Below are 17,334 nucleotides of genomic sequence, written 5' to 3' on the forward strand. Positions count from 1 at the left end.
AAGGCGGAATAAATGAATGTCTTTTAAACAATTGTGGCAAGAACCCAAAAATCGATCTAAAACCTATAACATTTTGAACAACATTTTTAGTGCCATCACTCATGGAATTGGCTTTGGGCTAGCTGTTGCAGGATTGGTAGTTTTAATTGTGAAAGCTGCCCATACAGGAAGTGCCCTGAGGGTGACAGCTTTTACTCTTTATGGTTCTAGTTTGATTATCCTTTATCTTTTTTCAACACTCTATCATAGTTTGATTTTTACTCGAGCTAGGCGAGTGTTTCAAATATTCGATCACTCTTCAATTTTTATTTTAATTACTGGAACCTATACTCCTTATACCTTAGTTGCAATTGGCGGGGTAAAGGGATGGGTAATGTTTGGTATTATTTTAGCCCTGGCTATTTTTGGTATTTTATTTTATATCTTTAATCAGGGAAAACATGTTGTTTTAGATACTATCCTTTACGTATTAATGGGCTGGATTGTAATTATTGCTTCCAGTACCCTTTACCCAGTTCTTGGACCAACTGGATTTTGGCTCTTAGTCTGGGGCGGAATTGCCTATACTGTTGGTGCCATCTTATTTTCAATGCGCGGCGTTCCTTACATTCATGTGATTTGGCACATGTTTGTTTTATTAGGTTCAATCCTGATGTATTTTTCAATTTTGTTTTATGTTTAAAAAAGAAGCAGACAGTGAATTTTCATTATCACTGCCTGCTTTTTTTGGTTAATGATTTAAAGAAATAAATTCAGTAATCGCTGCCTTGTTATTACTAATTACTCCCTCTAAAACGGCTTTTTTAATTTCTTCTAATAAAAGCCCAACTCTTGGTCCAGCTGGAATACCATTTTTCAATAAAAAGTGGCCATCTATCACTAGGTCACGATTATTCTTAATTGGCAATGCTTCGTAACTATCAACTAAGGCACTCCCATTGACTGGTTGGCCCAAAATATGAGCTAAATCAATTGTTGAAACAATTGTTTCTAAACCAGCTTTATACAAATCATAATTATTTGGAGCGTGTGAACTAATTAAGTCAAAGAAAGCAACAATATCAGCTACTTGACGCTCCATTGCGTTAGAATTCTTCCACAGCCGCATAAAGTGAGGAATCTTGTCATTTGGTAATTTTAGTAAAATAATCATCAAAGCCCATAGATTAGCTTCATTAGTAGGGCTAAAATTAAGTTGAGGATAAAGAGCTAAATTCTCTTTTTTACCCCTAAAACCGGGTACTTCTTCTGATAAACCAGTATCTAAAAAGATTTGGAATGCCTTTTGGCTACCAGGAGCAATCCCCATTTTTATGAATTCATCTCTGATACGTTCAACAGAAATTTTACTTAGTAACTCATGATTGTCACTAATTGCCTGTTCGGTTTCTGGTTCAAGCGTAAATTGCAATTGACTCATAAATCGAACTGCACGCATCATTCTTAAGGCATCTTCATGAAAACGATTCTCAGCTTTTCCAACGGCACGAATCAAATGCTTTTCTAAGTCACCTAGTCCGTCAAAATGATCAATAATATTTCCATCTACGTCCATTGCTAGAGCATTAATAGTGAAATCACGCCGCTTTAAATCTTCTGATAGGTTTTGGACAAAAGTTACATGGTCGGGTCTACGGAAATCTTGGTAGCCTGATTCAGTTCTGAAAGTTGTAATTTCATAGCTTTCACCCTCATAAAGAACAGTGACGGTTCCGTGCTTAATTCCAGTATCAATTGTTTTCTTAAAAATTTGCTTAATTTCCATCGGATAGGCGCTAGTTGCAATATCGACATCATGAATATGCCGATTTAAAAGCAGGTCTCGCACACTCCCGCCGACAAAATAGGCCTCATACCCCGCCTCATTAATCTCTTTTAAAACTGGAAGCGCAGCGGTAAAAACTTCCGGTAAATTATTAATCTTCATATATTCCCTATTCCCCTTAATTTTCACACCTCTTAATATAGAAAGAAGGAAGTAACATGACTAAATTATTTAATAAACAACTCTTTAAACAAATATTCTTCATTACTCTAGGTTGCAGTATCTATGCCCTTAGCCTAGATGCCATCAGCATCCCTAACAAACTTGCTGATGGTGGAATTAGTGGTATTGCCCTTTTACTTAGGTATTGGTTCCACATCAATCCAGGTTTATCCACGTTACTTCTAAACATCCCCCTAATTATAATCGGATATCGCTTTATGGGCAAACGACTCCTTGCTTTGACAATCTGGGGCACACTTTGTCTATCCTTCTTTTTATCTTTTTGGCTTCATCTTCCTATTATAAACCAATTAAATTTAGACCATGATCTTTTTATTGCTGGTGTATTAGCAGGTTTATTTTCTGGTGTTGGGATCGGGATTGTATTTAAATACGGCGGAACCACGGGTGGAACAGATATTATTGCCAGAATCTTAGATTTAAAATTAGGTATTCCAGTTGGAAAATCTTTACTAGCTCTTGACGCTTTTGTCTTAACTATTTCTCTTAGTTACCTTGATATTAAACATATGATTTATACTTTGCTAGCTAGTTTTGTTTTAGCTAGAATTACTGATTCGATTCAAGCTGGGGCTTATGCTGCACGGGGATTGTTTATTATTTCTGATAAATATGAACAAATCGCTAAAATGATTGATGTTCAGTTAGATCGAGGATATACCTTCATAAATGCAGAGGGTGGATTTGATCGCTCAGCTAAAAAAATTATTTACTGTGTAATTTCACCGCGTGAAATTAGTCAGGTTAAAGAATTAATCTTGCGCGAAGATCCAAATGCCTTTGTTTCAGTAATTGATGTTCATGAGGCCCTAGGTCAAGGCTTTACTTATGAAAGAAAAAAGAGAAATATTTTCTTTAGAAGATAGTAGTTTCTTTTTATCTTTAAAGGCGGAAAAGTTTGGAGTTAACTCCAAACTTTTATTTATCAATTATAGCGCCCTATCTTACATTAATTAAAAAACGAGTCACTATACTTCACAATTTATATTGGTCTATTTTTCATTTTGGCCTTAATAAGAAGATAGTAAAAAACTTCCGACTTTAAGTTAAATCAGAAGTTTTTATTTTTGCGCGCGTTTTTCGGTCGAAAAAGTGTCTGGGAAAAAACTAATTCTCAGGTACAAAAAGACGATCAAGCCAACTCTTAATTTGAGTAGCTTGACCGTCTTTTTTTTTCTATTTTTATTTGCACATAAAGCAGATCGGTCTTTGGACCATCTTCTGTGCCAATACTTGCTTAAGTTCATCATCATCAAGGCTATTCCTACATCAGTTTCAACCTTCTTTTTACCTCTTAGATGAGTTCGGCGCATGCCAAAGACGTTCTTCAAATGTCCAAAAACTGGCTCGACATCATACTTTCTCATGCTGTAGATGTGCTTGCCTTCAGGACTTTGAAGAACTTCTTTTGTCTTTTCTTTTAAATACTGCCAGTTAGGATTATAACGTACTTGCCTTTGACGGCCGCTTTTTGTTTTAGCTAAGCGTTCCAATTCTGGTGTGATTTGGAATTCATCTGCTTCATATATCTTAAAATCACGAACCTGACCAGTAGAGTGGTCCTTGCGCTGGCTATAATATTTGAAATTGAATCTAACGCCGTTTTGATCTAAATAATAATCATCTTTTTCATTGTAGAACCAGTTAGACAGCCGGCTTGGATCATTTTTGTACTTTCTGGTTTGTTCCTTTTCATACATGGTGTAAGGAATGAAATACTCTTTGTCTGAATACTTTTCTTCCAGCTGTGTGTAATTATATTCACTCCCATAGCCAGCGTCGGCGACAATCTTGTCAAACTTATCTAGGACCGTCATCTGTTTCAAAAAAGGCTCCAGCGTCTTGAAATCAGTTGGATTAGGATATAAGGCAAAATCAACCACGTACTGATCCGTCGTAGCCGCTTGAATATTGTAGCCTGGCTTAAGCTGGCCGTTTTTCATGTGGTCTTCCTTCATATGCATGAAAGTCGCATCATGGTCTGTCTTGGAGTAGCTGTTGCGTCCAGCAAAAATCTTCTCGGCTTCCTCGTATTTTTTCATTCGGGGCAGATAGTCTTTTTTCAAGCGATGAAGATACTTTTTAAGTCCACGTCTTCTCGCTTTTCTAGGCGAGCCACCTGGGATAGCTTTTGGTTCTTGCTCAATTTCTTTAGTCAGTTTTTCAATTTCAGCTTCGGTTTCTTGGGCTAGTTCTGCTAAGCCTTGACTAGTTTGAACTTTTTCTTTTTCCATTGCTTTAACCACTTCTTGGGCAACCAATTCATCATAAAGCTTGACTGCTTGATCTTTTAGCTTTTCATGAAACTTTTCAACAGCTTTACGCCAAACAAAAGTATAGCGATTGGCATCCGCTTCAATCTTGGTGCCATCAATAAAGATAGTCCCTTCATTGATTAAACCCTCTTGTTCTAATAAGTTGGTAAAGTACAAAAAGCTTTTCTTAATGAGCTGATTGGCATGCTTGCTAGATCTAAAGTTATTGATGGTATGGTAAGAAATCTTTTGATGTTCTGCCAATACCATCATGGGCAGGTTTTCTTCCAACATTAATTCGATCTTTCGGCCTGAAAATACTCTTCTGGAATAAGCAAAAAGCAGAATTTTAAGCATCATGGCCGGATGATAGGCTGGACGTCCAGTTTCGGCAGTATCTCCCAATAAAACATCTTCTGGAATTGAATCGACAAACCAGCTGATAACAGTAGCTAAATGATTGTTAGGAATAGAGAAGTCTAAATTAAGTGTTAAAGCAGTTTGACCTGTGATATAATTTTGATACATTGAGATTGCCTTCTTTCATTTTGTTTTGTGGTGATTCAATAATAGCAAGGAAGGCACTTAAAGTACATAAAAAGAACGATGAAATCCAAAATGGAAATCATCGTTCTTTTTTCATGTCTGAGAATTAGTTTTTTCCCAGACACTTTAAATGCATGCGAAAAATTTTTAATTATTTTGAATGACGACCTTTTCCACCCAAAATTTTCCTCCAAAATCTCTTAGGGATGAGAAAACTACCAAGTAACAGCACTATTACTAAACTACCCACATATATCCAGGTACTAGGGTTAGTATGATTAATACTTTTAATATAAAGTTTGTGTAGTTATTTCTTTTCACTATAATTTTCAATATTTTCAAGGTTACTTGAATGGGAAGCAAAATAGTTAAATAAATTGATAGTACTACACTACTTACTACTGCGAAAGTTTTTCTTTTCTTCATTACATCTCCTTAACCACATTTTCTAAGTTTAATAAACGTCACTTTTTATCTAGTCTGTATATCTCATATCTAAAAGGCTCTATACTTTTTCCTGTTGATGGATATCTATGATATTCTATCGACAGGATTTTTATTGCACAAAGAAAGAGGCCATAAGCCTCACTGCATTAAATCTTCTGATTCCACTCTAAAGAATAAAGGTGATTGCTTATGTCCTCTAACAATGATTGTATTAAATTTCATCTCAATATTGAAGATCCTAATATTATTTTTTCTGATTATTTTAAAAAATATATTAACGGCAAATATCATAATCTCTATGTAGCTAAACTTATTCGGTCCCATTGTCCTTACTGTCTTTCCTCTAATCTTAAGCATAACGGTCATTACGTTTCTAACGTTCGTTTCATTACTGCTGATGCTAGTAAGCCCGTTACTATCAGATTAAGAAAACAACGTGTTCTCTGCAATGACTGTTTAAAAAGATCTATGGCTCAATCTAATCTGGTTAATAAAGGCTCCTATATCTCTAACACTTCTAAGCGAAAAATACTTTCTGCTCTTACTGAAGATCGTTCAATGACCAGCATTGCTAGAGAACATAATGTATCTGTCAACACGGTTCAAAGAGTATTAGAAGCCTGCTCTTCTAAGTTCTATGATGACTTTGATCATCTCCCTGAACACTTAGCTTTTGATGAATTCAAAGGTGTAGGCAAAAAGCTTCACTTTATTTGTCTAGATGGTGATACTCACAAAGTTGTTCAAATTCTTAGAACTCGTTTCAAACCTGATATTCTACGCTATTTTTACAAGTTCACTCCTAAAGCTCGTGCAATGGTTAAAACAGTAACTATGGATCTTAATTGTTATTATCCTTTAGTTGCTAGAGAATTATTTCCAAATGCTCAGATAGTTATTGACCGTTTTCATATGGTTCAAATGCTTACTAGATCGTTTAATATTTTCAGAGTTCAAATCATGAAGCAATTTAAAAAGTAAAGCCATGAATATAAGCTTTTAAAGTCTCCTTGGAAGCTTTATCTCATGAAATATGACAAACTTAATAAGACTACTCCCTACTACGATTGGCACTTTAAAGACTCTCTCACTCAGGAACATGTTGTCTTAGATGGTTTAGATTGTGACCAAACCTTAGAAAATACTTATTGGGTTATGCAGGACTTTATGACTGCTATTCAGGATAACGATGAAAAGAAAGTTATCCATCTACTTCATTCAAAACAAAGTGTTGGTAAACAAATGCATCAAACACTACTGACCTTTAAGCATAATTATACCGGTGTCCTAAACGGTATATCTTCTAACTACTCTAATGGTTGTCTTGAAGGTGTCAATCGGAAGATTAAGCAAATTGAACGTACTGCTTATGGCTATAGAAATTTCAAACATTTATTAATTAGAATTAGACTTGAATAAAATATTGTAAAAGAAAAAGAGCCAAACAACTATTTTCTAGTTGCTTAGCTCTCTTTACAAACTATTCATCAACAGGATTTGACAAACAGCCATCTAAAATACTAGCTACTTCCTATATCTATAATTTACTCTATCAAAAAAACGGTCGATTAGCTAATCGACCGCTTTTTTCAACCGTTTTGCGTGTAATTAATTACTAGGCTCTCCAATCCATCAGCTTTACCATAGCTTCTGAATGTTATTACCCTTATCAATTTTGCAAATATTTTACTTCTAATTCCTTTTGATCTTCTGGCAAAAGAAATTTCTTCGTCACATCTAAAAAATCTTCAATTAAGTCCTGGTAATTATTTTCATTCATTTTTTTAACTACTTCAAAGCAATTAAAGGTTAAAGAATGATTGATGACTAATAACCCATTTATAAAAAGAGATTCAATTATTTTAGTCATTAATTTTAGACTGTCTTTTGAATAATTTCTATCTTCTCTAAAATAGACATATAGCATCTCATATTTTTTCTTAATATATGTCTTATTTCGTAATATTTCTTCAAAAATCGACTCACAAGCAGAAAAATTATTTATATGTCTACAAATTGCATTTAAAGCGATTTTTAGTGTATCAGGCATATTTCTTAAATACCACCTAATCCAATCTACTACATTGTTTTTTTCCCCTAATTCTTGTTTTAAGAAATAATTAATCATGGAACTAAATAAAGATTTCTTATATGATTCAGCTTTAATTGTTTTTTTTATGTTTGCTTGCATGGGTTTTATACAATAAATTAGCATCCAAACTATGTTGTTTTCACAAAAATCATCTGAAAACTCCGTATTAAACAGGTGTGTTACTGCATTTGTGGCTCTGTTTGCTATATTTTCATTAATTTGATAACTATGAGAAAATCCAATAAATTCATCTTCTGTAATAGGATCATTATTTTCAAAGAAAATATAAAAATGACCTTTCATATATTCTCTTTCATGTTCAGGTAACTTTAAAATAGTATCCATAAATTTACTTTTATAATTTTCTTCAAAATTACTTTTATCATTTTTTATCATATCATCAATTAATGATACATATTGATAGGCCGTGGTATTCACAAAGTCTTCTAAAGATATCCATTTAGTTTTATTTCTCTTATTATAATAAAAACTAGTATTTTTAAGTTAAAAATCATTGAATAAGTAATCATATAATATTTTCTTTTGTTCAATAGTACCATTTGTAGATATATATTTTAAAAATTCAAAATTAATACCAGATAACTTTGATTTTAAACAAGAATCTAAGCGATTAAAATATTGTTTAACTATTTCAACGCTTAGCTTGTTAGCTTCTGCACCAGCAATCAGTATTTTATTTATTTCAATCAAATAGTTTTTTAATATCGTATCATTACCAATTACTTCTTCTAAAAAATAGTTATTAATATTACTAAAATATTTCCAACTCTCACTATTTTTAAAAACTTTGAGTAATTGTTCTTTTTGCCCAATTATATTTTTATCATCTAGTTTAGATTTTAAATTTAATGCCTCTTTCAAATTCTCAACAATCTTTTTTACATCACGTGGATTAGTAGGTTGCTCCATTTCAAAAAATGGCTTGTTTGGCATTAAAGTCATATCAAAAACATATCAACCATCAATATAATAATTTGATTTTATATTCTTATCTTTTGCAAATTTTTGAACAAATTTGTTCATTTCCTTCCCCATTAATTTATCATTAAAGTCTATATTATTTAATAATTTGTCAAAATCAAATACTTTTGGGAAATTATCATTTAAACTTAGATTTATCAATAATCTTTGAATCAATTTACTGTCTCTATAGAAATACTGTGGAAAGGCACCGGACTTATATACAATCCGATTTTTAAAAAACAAATACTCCAGTACTTTAATTGGTTCATTCTCTAAAATCTGTTCAATTGAAGCTTGTGATAATATTTTTTTCTTGTTTAAAATTTCTATTAACTTTCTCAAAGCTGCGGAAGAAAAATTAAAAAATATATTCTTATTTAAGTCATATTCAACTAAATTACCAAAAGTAGAAAAAATACTATTATCTTCTAAGTTAACTAATAACCAAATTACTCGCACTTCATTCCTTGAGATATTATTTGGAGAATGTACTCGATTTAAAAAGTTCTTACCATTTTCATATAAATAATCAAAATCCTTACAATGTTTATATAAAATATTCATTATATTTTCATCACCAAAAACTTCAGATGATTTTTATTATTTTGGATTTAGTTTCCTCATTTATCTTTGAAAATTCCCTATTTACTTCACTCCAAAAATTGTGATAACACTTTCCATTGCTTAATTCGTTTACAAATTTACTATTGTTGACAAGCAAATTAATACTATCTTTATTTAACCTATTTCTAAAGCACTCATCTATAAACGTTTCCTCATTCGACAAAGCTCTAGTTATGTCTTTATTTAGCTGATCTAAATGATTTTTATCTATATCGTCAATAAGCTCCTTGGCAGAAACAAATGTATGCTTTTCCCGATACTTATTATTAATATCTTTATTCATTTTCTTTAAAAAAAGTGGTAAGTCCGAATAATTATGCCCATACCATATAATTTGTATATTTTTCTCTTCTCTATAGTACTCTTTTACTAAATTAGCCTGGTCTTCAGAGATATCATTCCTAAATTGCATCAACGCATACTTTTTTTAATTTAAACTATCTGATGAAAATAGAGTTAGAACTTCTTCTTCTTGAAGACTTGAACCAATAAATAATAGTACATGCGTATTTTGTTTTATCAATTGCGTTTCTATTTTTTTCTTAGCATTATTATTCAAATATAATTGATTATATGAATTTGATGAACTAACTAATAAAACTCCAGGAGTAACAGGAGTTCCATGCATATGTAAAATAGATTTATCAGCTAATTTGTCAATATTGTCTAAAGCATTGATGTCTGTTAGAGTACTTGGATGTGATTGGAAAGTTTTCTCATATGCTTTTTCTATTTGATTATCATAGTTCGTAGTTATAAAAATCGCACTTAAATTAAGAACTTGATCAATTATTTCATTAGTCTTTTTTATCGGATTTATTTCAAGAAAATAATATTTTTCAAAATCATTTACATGTTCTAAATATTTAGTTTTCTCTTCAAGCTTATGATCCAATGATTTACTCCTACAATACTTTTTAATCATATGATGAACCATATCAAGTTTTCTCTTATTAGAATAGCCACTTCTATCGTTTAGCCAGTCTAAAAAGCTAATATCGGTTGCCTGTACTGATGAATAAAATGAATCTTGTCCTAATAAATCTTGTAAATGAGTTTTCCAATATTGAATAAGATCTTGAACATAGCCATTCCAATTTTTATATCCTTGAGAAATAGATGTACCAGCTCCAAGAAAACAAACAAGTGTATTATCTTCTTTAGTCGAAGCTAGTGCGTTAATAAAATTATTATATTCTGCAGATGAATTTATTTTGGTTGAAACTAGTTTTTCAAATCCTTTATCCATAAATAACTCCATTTCATTTTTATCTACTCGCTTCTTCTAATGCTTTTTGGAGTTCTGGGTCAACTGCATGAATGTATAGTCCATGAACTCCACGTGTCATTAATACATTAAATTCATTTTTTAAAAGAGTATCCGCATAACTTTTAGTAGAATCACGTTTCTGAGTAGCCTTACTATTAGAGCTCTCTAGTGGATCATGAATAATATGTCCGTTTCGATATTTTACCGATGGTCCCAATTCTACACCAACATAGTTAAGATCAAATCCTTGTACAGTATAAGTTGATCCAATCTCATCTATTGTGTAATCTTTTTCGGCCCATGACTGCTCACTATACTTTACCGACTTATGCGCTCTATGCTTACTTTCGTACTTGTCTCTTCTATTGATTTCATAATTCCATGGCATATGCCATTCTCCCTCAGACACTTCCCAGTATCTTTGATTATTAGGTGGCTGTGTCTTTCCGCCAGAATAGTCCCAATCAAACGTAGCAACCATTCTACTTATTCCATTTTTTTGATTGCTATTCTTTTCTTGGATAGCTTTTTGCATTTCAGATGGATCATTAAAAATCTTTATTTGATAATTGTCGTCGTGAGGTATTTTATTAATTAAACCCTTATCTACTATATTCCGAATCCAATCTATTGTTGCCTGAGAGGCATCCATTCTCATCTGATTGCTCAAATAGATAATATTATTCTTTCCTACTTTTTCTTCTAATTTAGCAAAGTTTTTCTTTTCCCAAACTGAAGATGTGGATAAAACCTGTCTTGGGTCATATACTGCCATAATTACTTTAGCGCGTTTCATAATATCTTTTAACATATTATCACCGTATTTGGCGTAAGCTTGGTTTTTCTGCGTAAGTAATAAATGCGCTTCATCAATCAAGGCTATATCTATTTTATTTTCAGGATCAACTTGCTTTATGAAAGTAACAGGCTTTGCAACTTGTACTTGATCATCCCTATCAAAAAGTTTTTTTGATATTTCTTTATATACTTTAAGTTGTTCAGCTTGATTAACTATCATTGCAACAGATAATCTTTGAGAGTTGTCCTTAATTTTTTTCTCGTTAGCAGATATTTGATCTTCATGCACTAGATCGTAAAAAATATTACTCATCAAAACGGTTTTACCTGAGCCAGCATTACCTTCTACCAGAATAAGCTTACCTTCATCCATTTTTTTATTTTTCTGCTTAAAGAGTTCTTCATTTATTTTATCTATAATTTTTGCCTTCGCATTTAATTGTTCGTTGGTTAGTTTATTAAACGGGGATGCCTTAAAAATAGCTGATGATTCAATTATTTTACGAGTTGGAAATAAAATTTTGTTTTTCTTTCCTAATTGTTTCCAAATGAGATCAAATAAATTATCAAATTCATCAGAATCATAGTATCTATTTTGCTCATTATGACGTCTATTATTTAAACGATATACTGCCGGTACACTGCTAAGATATTGCATCATTCTATTTTCAATATCAAGAGTCATAGATTTATTAAAGTGTTCGTGTCCAATTACAAACATACTTACATTTTTTGAATTTTTTAAATGAAAAAAATCATCTCTTTTAGCTGGATCTGAATCCAAGTGTTGTAATGTACGTCTTTGAATATCGTTTGTTTCACCAACATATACTGTATATTGTGAACTATCTTTATTCATAGGATCGTTTATGACATATACAGTAGGAAATTCTGTCAATAATACTCGCTTTTTTTTATCTGAAGCATATTTTTGATTAATCTTATCATTTAACTGACTAGCCGTTTGAATATTATAGCTAGTTTCATATATGATTGGTGCTTTTAATTCTTTATTTGCCAAAATATTAAAGTCTCTCTTTTATTCATAATCTTTATTACATACTCTTCTTAAAAGATATCATAATTGTATCTACTGATATACAAAAATTCTAGTATTTTAGTTATTTTACATAATAAAAAATATGAACCAAGCAAAAAAGCTGACTAACAAGCCAGCTTTTCTACTACTCTTCACTATTCAATTCATCTAACACATCTTGCATATCAAGATCATCTGGTTGAACTTGCAGGTACTTCTTAATCAATTCCTTAGTTGTTGGAATCTCACGCAACTCATAGAACAAGCTAATCATCTGTCTCAAGAAGTTTGCATTATTTTGAAAGGCTGGATAGGCAAGCAAGAATTCACTCTTAGCCTTATCGTAATCTTCAAGTCTTTGGTAAGAAACAGCCAAATTCCAGTGAGCTTGTGGCTCTAATTCTTCATCGTCAAGATCCTTGAATAAGCTAATATTAGCCTCATCTTGATGCTGGTGAAGGTATAAGTTAGACAACTGCAAGCGCAAATCACTATTGTCAGGAGCAACCTCAAGTCCCTTTTTAAGCAAGCGTTCTGCTTCATCTAATTGGTTCAAGTTAGCAGCAGCTTTGGCACCCAAACTATACAGAACTTCATCTAATTCGTTATAAGATAGACCAGTTTGCGCAGTTCTGAGCACTTCCTCATTGTTGTCTTCAGCGGCATAGGCTTGGGCAAGAAGTGGATAGGCATTTACATAATCCGGTTGAGTTTCAATTACCTGGTCTAAATACTTAATTGCAGCCTTATTATCGTTAGCCGAAAGCATAATTAAGCCAGCTTCATAAAGAGCATCAATACTTAAAATATCATTTTCATGACTCTTAATTTCATTTGCTGCTTCTTCATACTCACCTAATTTAGCAAGACAAGCTGCAATTCTTTGACTTAAAACTACTTCACCGAAAGTCTTATTATTTTTAGCTAATCCACGGTATAAGTCTAAGGCTTCGCTGTAGTCACCGCTAAGATAGTCTAATTCAGCCAAACCAAAGTTAATGGCATCTTCATCAGGAGCTAATTTATGTGCTTCTAAGAGCTTTTGATGGGCTGTTTCAATTAACCCATTACTTTGATAGTAATCAGCTAAATCAAGCAAACTTTCAAGATAAGCGTCACTGTCTGACTTTACATCATAAAGTAGCTGCAAGCCATCGTCTTCATCCCCATCATTTAACAAAATTTCAGCTAAATAGACCTTAAACAAATCCTCTTTAGGAAATTGTCCAATCAAAAAACGGTAAACTTCTTTAGAAAGATCAGTAAAACCAAGATCAGTTAAGTTTTCAGCTAAAGAAGCAAGGATTTTTGGGTCATCATTATCCAAAGCCTTTTTCAAGAGAATTCGATTATCAGAAAAATCATGATTTTGAATTGCATCTAATAGTTGTTCAGAATAAGTCATTTTTTCACTCTTTTCATTTGTGCTCTCACAATAATTGTACACAAAAAACGTGCCAAGCTATACAACTTAGCACGTTTTTATTTTGCTAGTAACTGAACAATTACTTAACAGCATCCTTAAGAGCCTTACCTGGCTTGAATGCAGGAACCTTAGAAGCTGGGATTTCGATTTCAGCCCCAGTTTGTGGGTTACGACCCTTACGAGCTGCACGGTGACGTACTTCAAAAGTACCGAAACCGATCAATTGAACTTTTTCACCCTTAGCAAGATCTTCTTGAATAGAGTTAAAGATTGCATCAACTGCAGCAGCAACTTCTTTCTTGGTTAAGTCAGTTTTAGCAGCAACTTCAGAAACTAATTCTGCCTTGTTTGCCATTCCACTTCACCTCCCAAAATGAACTAATAATATTTTTAAACAAAACCTTTGAAAATAAGAAAAATGAGTTATTCATTTATTCCCTGCAATAAAATTAGCACACTAAGACGCTTAGTTGCAAGCTTTTTCGCAGATATATCCCTATTTTTTTGAAATTTAAGGCTTATTTACGTTTTCTAGCTAAGATTTTAATTGGCGTTCCCACAAAATCAAAGTTTTGTCTTAATTGATTAATTAAAAATCTCTGGTATGAGAAGTGAAGCAACTCTGGAGCATTTACAAAGACGACAAATGTTGGCGGCGTTACAGCAACTTGAGTCATGTAGTAGATTCTTAATCTCTTTCCATTAACAAGTGGAGTTGGTGTAATTCTAGTTGCTTCAAGAAGTAAATCGTTCAAGACACTAGACTGAATTCGACGAGTTTGATTTTCATGAACTTCTTTAACAAGCTTCAAGATATCTGGAACTCTTTGACCCGTCTTAGCAGAAACGAAAATAATTGGAGCATAGTCTAAGTATTGGAACTCTCTTCTGATTGTATCTTCAAAGTCCTTCATACTTCTACTATCTTTTTTAGGTAGATCCCACTTATTTACAACAATAATTACACCACGGCCTGCGTCATGAGCATATCCTGCTACGTGCTTATCTTGTTCACGAATACCAGTACTTGCATCTAAGACTAAAAGTGTAATATCACTTTCTTCAATAGCACTGATCGCTCTTAAAACAGAATACTTTTCGGTCTTCTCATAAACCTTACCACGCCGTCTGATACCGGCTGTATCAACGATAGTATACTTTTGCCCATCATTGGTAAAAGTCGTGTCAATGGCGTCTCTAGTCGTTCCTTCGATATTAGAAACAATTACACGTTGTTCACCTAAAATAGCATTTACAAGTGAAGATTTACCGACATTTGGACGTCCAATCACACTAAAGCGAATTGAACCATCTTCATGTTGGTTAGCCTTGTCCCCAAATTCACCAACAATAGCATCGAGTAAATCACCCATTCCAGTTCCATGACTACCAGAAACTGGGATTGGATCACCTAAGCCTAAGCTATAAAAGTCATAAATATCTGTTCTTTGCTCAGGATTATCAGCCTTATTAATGGCCAAAATAACTGGCTTTTTAGTTCGATAAAGCATTTTAGCAATTGTTTCATCCATGTTAGTCATATGTTGAGTAACATCCCCTAACATCACAATTACATCTGCTTCATCAATGGCAATTTCAGCTTGTGCCTTAATTTGTTCTTCAATTTCACCAGAGTCTAGAGTAATACCACCAGTATCAATCAGGATAAATTCATGACCCATCCATTCAGCACGGGCATAAATTCTATCTCTAGTAACTCCAGCCTTATCTTCAACAATAGCTACACGAGAATTAATAATTCTGTTAAAAATAGTTGACTTACCAACATTTGGACGTCCAACTAATGCAACTACGGGTAATGACATATTATTTCTACCCCTTTCTATCTAATGAAATAAAAAAAGCTGACCGGAGTCAGCTTTTTTTAGACTAATGACGATTAATCCTTATCTTTAAGTTGATCACCAATAATGTCACCTAAAGCAAAACCGTTGTCATTGTCATTCATGTACTTATCAGCTACAGAATCTTGACGACGACGTGGACGTGAGTTGTTTTCACTCTTAGCAGCATTAGGATCAGCTTGCTTGATTGACAATGAGATTCTTCTGTCACTTGGGTCAACACTTAAAACTTTAACTTTAACAGTTTGACCAACCTTTAAAACATCACTTGGCTTATCAACATGCTTGTTAGCAATTTCTGAAACATGTACTAAGCCTTGAATTCCATCAGCTACTTCGATGAATGCACCGAATGAAGTTAAAGTCTTAACTTCACCTTCAATGATGTCGCCTTCATGTAAGCCTTCAGTAGCTTCTTCAAATGGGGATGGTAAAGTTTGCTTAATTGACAGGGAGATTCTGTGTCTATCGTCATCAATACCGATAACTTTAACCTTAACATCTTGACCAGCCTTCAATACATCGCTTGGCTTATCAACATGCTTGTAAGAAATTTCTGAAATGTGAACTAAACCGTCCACACCACCAACGTCAACAAAGGCACCAAAACCAGTTAAACGTGATACTTTACCTTCAACAGTGTCACCTACAACTAATTGTGAAGCAACGTTTTCGAAAGCTTCTTCACGTTCTTGTTCGATTAAGTCTTTTCTTGAAAGAATTAATCTGTTCTTGTTAGGATCAATTTCAGTGATCTTCAAGTTCATCTTCTTGCCAATGTATGGCTTCAAGTCAGAAACGTAACGGTTAGAAATTAATGAAGCTGGTAAGAATCCACGTGTACCAACATCAACTAATAAACCACCGCGAACAGCACCAGTTACAGTACCTTCAACAGTCTTGCCTTCTTCGAAGACCTTTTCTAATTCCTTGTAAGCTTCTCTTTCCTTCAAACGAGTAACTGAGAAGAAGAATTCACCGTTTTCCTTGTCGCCACCAGCTCTTCTAAGAACTAAAGCTTCAAACTTATCACCAGGTTTTACCAATTGGTTCAAATCTGCATTACGGTCGTTAGTGAATTCACGCTTAGTGATTACACCTTCAACACCTGCATTTTCAACACCAACAGCGATTTGTCCATCTTCAACACTTAAAACTTCAACGTTAACAATGTTGCCGACTTCAACTCCCTGCATTTCTTTTAGAGCATCTAAGAATTGATTACTATTATCTGTCATAATTACCTCCCAATATCATACTCTATTTTAAAGTACTTGATATCTTTTTTCCACACTTTTGTTTAATTTTTTTGCTTTTTTTGAATTATCTCGGTTATTTTGGCTACAACTTCATCAATTGTTAAGTTTGTAGTATCTAATTCAATTGCATCATCTGCTTTTTTCAATGGAGAAATTTCACGATGCGAATCTTTATAGTCTCTAACCTCAATATCATGTTCGATATCTTTTAAGTCTTGATGAATGCCTTTTTCCTGAAAATCTAAGAAGCGTCTCTTAGCTCTTGATGCAACACTAGCGATTAAGAAAATTTTTACCTCTGCATCTGGTAAAACTGTCGTTCCAATATCACGACCATCCATAATAACATCGTGCTTGCCCGCCATTTCGCGCTGCAATTCAACCATCTTTTCACGAATTGATCTTAAGGCAGAAACTTGAGAAACGTTCTCTGTAATTTCAGGTGTTCTGATGTCAATTGACACATCCTTGCCATTTACGTAAACCTTTTGTTCTCCATCTTCTTGCTTAAAATCAATTGTACTATGGTCGATTAAGTTCAAAATTGCCTTTTCATCCCCATAGTCAACGTTATTATCGTGTGCAATTAATGTACATGCTCGATACATTGCACCAGTATCGATATAAATATAGCCCAAATTATGTGCGATAATTTTAGCAACTGTACTCTTCCCCGCTGATGCAGGACCATCAATAGCTACTTGCATTAAATAATTTAGTC

Annotated in this window: 15 protein-coding genes and 1 pseudogene; 3 read left to right on the forward strand and 13 right to left on the reverse strand. The window is 33.3% G+C overall.

Annotation, left to right across the window (positions count from 1 at the left end):
* Positions 1 to 16 precede the first annotated feature (16 nt).
* The gene (gene trhA / locus GTO82_RS05255) at positions 17 to 682 is read left to right on the forward strand and encodes a PAQR family membrane homeostasis protein TrhA (RefSeq protein WP_180872778.1); all 666 of its coding nucleotides are present in this window, start codon (positions 17 to 19) and stop codon (positions 680 to 682) included.
* A gap of 48 nt (positions 683 to 730) precedes the next feature.
* Here trhA and GTO82_RS05260 read toward each other — a convergent pair whose 3' ends face one another.
* Positions 731 to 1,927 (reverse strand): CCA tRNA nucleotidyltransferase, encoded by a 1,197-nt coding sequence (locus GTO82_RS05260; protein ID WP_180872779.1) that lies wholly within the window; start codon positions 1,925 to 1,927, stop codon positions 731 to 733.
* A gap of 56 nt (positions 1,928 to 1,983) precedes the next feature.
* On the opposite strand from GTO82_RS05260, the gene GTO82_RS05265 reads away from it, so the two are divergent.
* Positions 1,984 to 2,874: a YitT family protein gene (locus tag GTO82_RS05265; protein ID WP_180872780.1), complete on the forward strand. Its 891-nt coding sequence runs from the start codon at positions 1,984 to 1,986 to the stop codon at positions 2,872 to 2,874.
* A gap of 195 nt (positions 2,875 to 3,069) precedes the next feature.
* Here GTO82_RS05265 and GTO82_RS05270 read toward each other — a convergent pair whose 3' ends face one another.
* Positions 3,070 to 4,791, reverse strand: coding sequence for an IS1182 family transposase (locus tag GTO82_RS05270; RefSeq protein ID WP_180872781.1), 1,722 nt, complete (start codon positions 4,789 to 4,791; stop codon positions 3,070 to 3,072).
* A gap of 654 nt (positions 4,792 to 5,445) precedes the next feature.
* Here GTO82_RS05270 and GTO82_RS05275 point away from each other — a divergent pair.
* Positions 5,446 to 6,675: pseudogene (locus GTO82_RS05275) on the forward strand (ISL3 family transposase).
* Between the two features lie 250 nt (positions 6,676 to 6,925).
* Here GTO82_RS05275 and GTO82_RS05280 read toward each other — a convergent pair.
* From GTO82_RS05280 to cmk, 11 genes are all read right to left on the reverse strand, one after another.
* Positions 6,926 to 7,693 (reverse strand): hypothetical protein, encoded by a 768-nt coding sequence (locus tag GTO82_RS05280; RefSeq protein ID WP_222125468.1) that lies wholly within the window; start codon positions 7,691 to 7,693, stop codon positions 6,926 to 6,928.
* A 159-nt stretch (positions 7,694 to 7,852) separates the two neighbouring features.
* A complete protein-coding gene (locus GTO82_RS05285) occupies positions 7,853 to 8,311 on the reverse strand; it encodes a hypothetical protein (RefSeq protein ID WP_180872783.1) in 459 nt (152 codons plus the stop codon).
* Positions 8,312 to 8,323: 12 nt separating this feature from the next.
* The gene (locus tag GTO82_RS05290) at positions 8,324 to 8,896 is read right to left on the reverse strand and encodes a hypothetical protein (RefSeq protein ID WP_180872784.1); all 573 of its coding nucleotides are present in this window, start codon (positions 8,894 to 8,896) and stop codon (positions 8,324 to 8,326) included.
* Positions 8,897 to 8,918: 22 nt separating this feature from the next.
* Complete coding sequence (locus GTO82_RS05295; protein WP_180872785.1) at positions 8,919 to 9,368, reverse strand: hypothetical protein; 450 nt, start codon at positions 9,366 to 9,368, stop codon at positions 8,919 to 8,921.
* A gap of 15 nt (positions 9,369 to 9,383) precedes the next feature.
* Positions 9,384 to 10,205, reverse strand: coding sequence for an SIR2 family protein (locus GTO82_RS05300; protein WP_180872786.1), 822 nt, complete (start codon positions 10,203 to 10,205; stop codon positions 9,384 to 9,386).
* A gap of 19 nt (positions 10,206 to 10,224) precedes the next feature.
* Positions 10,225 to 12,045, reverse strand: coding sequence for a DUF2075 domain-containing protein (locus GTO82_RS05305; RefSeq protein ID WP_180872787.1), 1,821 nt, complete (start codon positions 12,043 to 12,045; stop codon positions 10,225 to 10,227).
* Positions 12,046 to 12,208: 163 nt separating this feature from the next.
* Positions 12,209 to 13,468, reverse strand: a complete 1,260-nt coding sequence (locus GTO82_RS05310) for a tetratricopeptide repeat protein (protein ID WP_180872788.1) — start codon at positions 13,466 to 13,468, stop codon at positions 12,209 to 12,211.
* Between the two features lie 100 nt (positions 13,469 to 13,568).
* A complete protein-coding gene (locus GTO82_RS05315; protein WP_004894504.1) occupies positions 13,569 to 13,844 on the reverse strand; it encodes an HU family DNA-binding protein in 276 nt (91 codons plus the stop codon).
* A gap of 163 nt (positions 13,845 to 14,007) precedes the next feature.
* Positions 14,008 to 15,315 carry a ribosome biogenesis GTPase Der gene (gene der / locus GTO82_RS05320; RefSeq protein WP_180872789.1) on the reverse strand — a complete coding sequence of 436 codons (1,308 nt, stop codon included), beginning with the start codon at positions 15,313 to 15,315 and terminating at the stop codon, positions 14,008 to 14,010.
* Positions 15,316 to 15,389: 74 nt separating this feature from the next.
* Positions 15,390 to 16,592, reverse strand: a complete 1,203-nt coding sequence (rpsA, locus tag GTO82_RS05325; RefSeq protein ID WP_011161934.1) for a 30S ribosomal protein S1 — start codon at positions 16,590 to 16,592, stop codon at positions 15,390 to 15,392.
* A gap of 62 nt (positions 16,593 to 16,654) precedes the next feature.
* Complete coding sequence (gene cmk, locus GTO82_RS05330; RefSeq protein WP_012846264.1) at positions 16,655 to 17,320, reverse strand: (d)CMP kinase; 666 nt, start codon at positions 17,318 to 17,320, stop codon at positions 16,655 to 16,657.
* Positions 17,321 to 17,334 lie beyond the last annotated feature (14 nt).

Origin of the sequence: Lactobacillus johnsonii (genome assembly GCF_013487865.1) — a bacterium.
GTDB classification, from domain to species: domain Bacteria; phylum Bacillota; class Bacilli; order Lactobacillales; family Lactobacillaceae; genus Lactobacillus; species Lactobacillus johnsonii_A.